At 32.1% G+C, this 3787-nt stretch carries 5 protein-coding genes and 1 pseudogene; all 6 read left to right on the forward strand.

All coding sequences use genetic code 11. From position 1 onward, the window contains the following. The coding region (locus tag KA468_RS10860) for a DUF5915 domain-containing protein (protein ID WP_291242950.1) at nt 1–795 on the forward strand (795 nt) is incomplete at its 5' end. Nucleotides 796–850: 55 nt separating this feature from the next. Next, entirely contained in the window at nt 851–1231 is a 381-nt protein-coding gene (locus KA468_RS10865) for a TraR/DksA C4-type zinc finger protein (protein ID WP_291242951.1), read from the forward strand. 89 nt (nt 1232–1320) lie between these two features. Beyond that, nucleotides 1321–1929 carry a lipoprotein signal peptidase gene (locus tag KA468_RS10870; RefSeq protein ID WP_291242952.1) on the forward strand — a complete coding sequence of 203 codons (609 nt, stop codon included), beginning with the start codon at nt 1321–1323 and terminating at the stop codon, nt 1927–1929. Between the two features lie 88 nt (nt 1930–2017). Then, nucleotides 2018–3238 carry a cysteine desulfurase gene (locus KA468_RS10875; protein ID WP_291242953.1) on the forward strand — a complete coding sequence of 407 codons (1221 nt, stop codon included), beginning with the start codon at nt 2018–2020 and terminating at the stop codon, nt 3236–3238. Between the two features lie 14 nt (nt 3239–3252). Continuing rightward, complete coding sequence (locus KA468_RS10880) at nt 3253–3687, forward strand: hypothetical protein (protein ID WP_291242954.1); 435 nt, start codon at nt 3253–3255, stop codon at nt 3685–3687. 2 nt (nt 3688–3689) lie between these two features. Continuing rightward, nucleotides 3690–3787 (forward strand): annotated as a pseudogene (locus KA468_RS10885) (SufE family protein); the annotation flags it as partial.

A 3787-nucleotide genomic window follows, 5' to 3' on the forward strand; every position in this document is an offset into this window, starting at 1 on the left:
TTTGAAAGTATACACTTATCTGTTTTCCCAGTTTCGGTTGAAAACTTTGTTGATAAATCATTAGAAAGTAGAATGCAGAAAGCACAAACGATTTCTTCGTTGGTTTTATCACTTCGTAAGAAAGAAATGATAAAAGTACGTCAGCCGTTACAAAGGGTAATGATTCCAGTGCTTGACGCTACTTTTAAAGCTGAAATTTTAGCTATTGAAGACCTGATTAAGGCAGAAGTTAATGTAAAAGAAATCGAGTTGTTAGAAGATGCGTCAGGCGTTTTAATTAAACAAATTAAACCGAATTTTAAAGCATTAGGACCTCGTTTTGGTAAAGATATGGGCTTGATTGCCAAAGAGATACAGTCTTTTTCACAAGAGCAAATTAATGAGTTAGACAAAGCAGGTGAATTGACAATTACCAGTTCTGGAAAAAGTATTACTTTAACAGTCGAAGATGTGGAGATTTCTTCTCAAGATATTCCGGGTTGGTTAGTGGCCAATTCAAACGGAATTACAGTAGCTTTAGATATTACAATTTCTGAAGAATTACGTAAGGAAGGAATAGCAAGAGAGTTAGTCAACAGAATTCAAAATATTCGTAAAGATTCTGGTTTTGAAGTTACAGATAAAATTAAAGTTCAAATACTAAAAAATGATAGTATTGAACAGGCAGTACTCGCAAATGAATCGTACATCAAATCAGAAACACTAACAAATGAACTAATTTTTGTATCAGAAATAAAGAATGGTACGGAAATTGAGTTTGATGAGTTAAAAACAACACTATTAATTTCAAAATAATATAACCTTTTGGGGCTATTTGATTGAAATAATAAATTTTTAAAAAATGTCAATTATGATAGATCAACAAATAAGATTCTCAGATGCAGAATTACAAGAATTCAAGGAATTAATTAATTCAAAGTTAGACAAAGCTAAAAACGACTTAGAATTAATTAAAAGTGCGTATTTAAACGATTCTAATAACGGAACGGAAGATACTTCTCCAACATTCAAAGCATTTGAAGAAGGAAGTGAAACGATGAGTAAAGAAGCGAATTCGCAATTGGCTATTCGTCAAGAAAAATTCATTCGTGATTTAAAAAACGCATTGGTTCGTATTGAAAATAAAACCTATGGGATATGCAAAGTGACTGGGCAATTAATTAACAAAGAGCGCTTAAAAATTGTACCTCACGCCACAATGAGCATTGAAGCAAAAAATTTACAGCGTTAAAAAACGTTAATAAAAATAGAAACGCTCCTTTTGGGGCGTTTTTTATTCGTTAAAATTGTTACTTTTGCATAAATTATTAAATTATTAAAATGTCAATCAAAAAAGCTTATATTTTTATTTTTCTAATTATACTAATAGACCAAATCTCTAAAGTATATGTAAAAACACATTTTCTTTTAGATGATCATATTGATGTTTTTGGTAAAGATGAAAACGCATGGTTTAAGATTTTATTTGTAGAGAATGAGGGCATGGCATGGGGAATGGAACTCCCAGGTGATTATGGTAAATTACTTTTAACATTATTTAGAATGATTGTTTCACCAATTATTATATGGTGGCTGTGGGATTCTATTAATAAAAAGCAATCTAAATATTTAATTTTCGCTATTTGTTTAATAATTGCTGGAGCTCTTGGTAATTTAATCGATTCAATTTTTTATGGAGTGATTTTTAACGACAGTGGCGCTCAAATTGCTACCATTTTTTCTAACGCACCTTATGGAAAGCTTTTGTATGGTAATGTAGTAGATATGTTTTATTTTCCAATAATTAAAGACATTCCAATGCCTGAGTGGGTGCCGTTTATTGGTGGAAGACCTTTTACCTTTTTCAACGCTATTTTCAACGTAGCCGATGTAGCCATTTCTACTGGTTTTGGAATTTTAATTGTATTCAACAAAAGATGTTTTAACTAAAAACAAAACATAATTTTCTGTTATTTTAATTCTTATTTATTCCTATTTTAAATAATCATATCGTAAATTTGCCTCAAATAGTTTTGATATGTTCGATGTTCAGAAAATAAGAGCGCAGTTTCCCATATTGTCACAAAGCGTTAACGGAAAACCTTTAGTGTATTTTGATAATGGAGCAACTTCGCAAAAACCTCAAGTTGTAATTGATAGTATTGTAGATTATTATTCCAATTATAATGCAAATATTCACCGAGGTGTCCATACTTTGAGTCAATTGGCTACGGATGCCTACGAACAAGCACGATTTAAAATCCAAAAGCATTTTAATGCGAAACATCCGTACGAAATCATTTTTACTTCAGGGACAACCGAAAGTATTAATTTAGTTGCTAATGGTTTTGCCTCTTTAGTAGAAAAAAACGATGAAATTATTATTTCGGCATTAGAACATCATAGTAATATTGTGCCTTGGCAAATGTTGTGCGAAAAAACGGGCGCGGTATTAAAAGTGATTCCAATGGATGTTCACGGCGAGTTAATTATGTCGGAATTCGAGAAGTTACTTTCTAATAAAACCAAATTAGTTTGTTGCAATCATATTTCAAACGCTTTAGGAACACTAAATCCAATTGAAGAAATCATTAAAAAAGCACATTCCGTTGGGGCAGCAGTTTTAATTGACGGCGCACAATCTTGCCCGCATTTACAACCTGATGTTCAAGCTTTAGATGTTGATTTTTATGTAACTTCTGCTCATAAAATGTGTGGTCCAACAGGTGTTGGAATGCTTTATGGCAAAGAAGAATGGTTACGCAAATTGCCACCCTACAAAGGCGGCGGAGAAATGATTGCTACCGTGACTTTCGAAAAAACAACTTATGCAGATTTACCTCATAAATTTGAAGCAGGAACGCCAAATATATGCGGTGGAATTGCTTTTGGAGCGGCTATTGATTATATGAATGAGGTTGGTTTTGACAACATAGCCAAACACGAACACGAATTATTAGTTTATGGCACACAAAAGTTAAATGAAATTGAAGGCGTAACCATTTACGGCCCTTCAGATTTAACTAAAAAAGCTTCGGTAATTTCATTTAATATAGAAAATATTCATCCGTATGATATTGGCACGATTATAGATAAATTAGGAATAGCGGTACGAACAGGTCATCATTGTGCGCAACCAATTATGGATTTTTTCAAAATACCAGGAACGTTAAGAGCCAGTTTTGCCTTTTACAATACCAAAGAAGAAATTGATATATTTGTAGCCGCTGTTAAAAAAGCTAAAATGATGTTATCGTAACTAAAACCATAAAAATGAAAAGATTTTTAATACTATTTACCGCGACGCTACTTCATTTTGCTTGTAGCGAAACCAAAAGTGTCGTTGTAGAAACTGTGCCTACAATTTATTATGAGGCAAGTACCAGAGGTTATTTTTTATCTTTAAAAGTGGAAAATAAAGTAATTTATATCTATAAAGATAGAAATAGTAAAGAGTATTCAGATAAATTAGTTCTATCTGAAGAAGAATGGTCAGAAATTTCAACTTTAGTAAAAGCTGTAGATTTAGCAAAAGTAAAAGATTTGAAGTGGCCAACAGAAAAAAGATATTACGACGGGGCAGCATTTGCTAATATTATTTTCGAATCAAAAGGCGTTAAATATCCAGCTAATGGTTTCGACCATGGTTTTCCACCTGCAGAAATAGAAAAATTAGTTACTAAAATTACGAAACTAGCCGAAAAATAACAATGAATATAAAAGAAATACAAAACGAAATTGTTTCCGAATTCTCTATGTTTGATGATTGGATGGAGCGTTACGAATACATTATCGAACTAGGAAAAGG

The sequence above is a fragment of the Flavobacterium sp. genome (assembly GCF_017985075.1).
Classification (GTDB): Bacteria; Bacteroidota; Bacteroidia; order Flavobacteriales; family Flavobacteriaceae; genus Flavobacterium.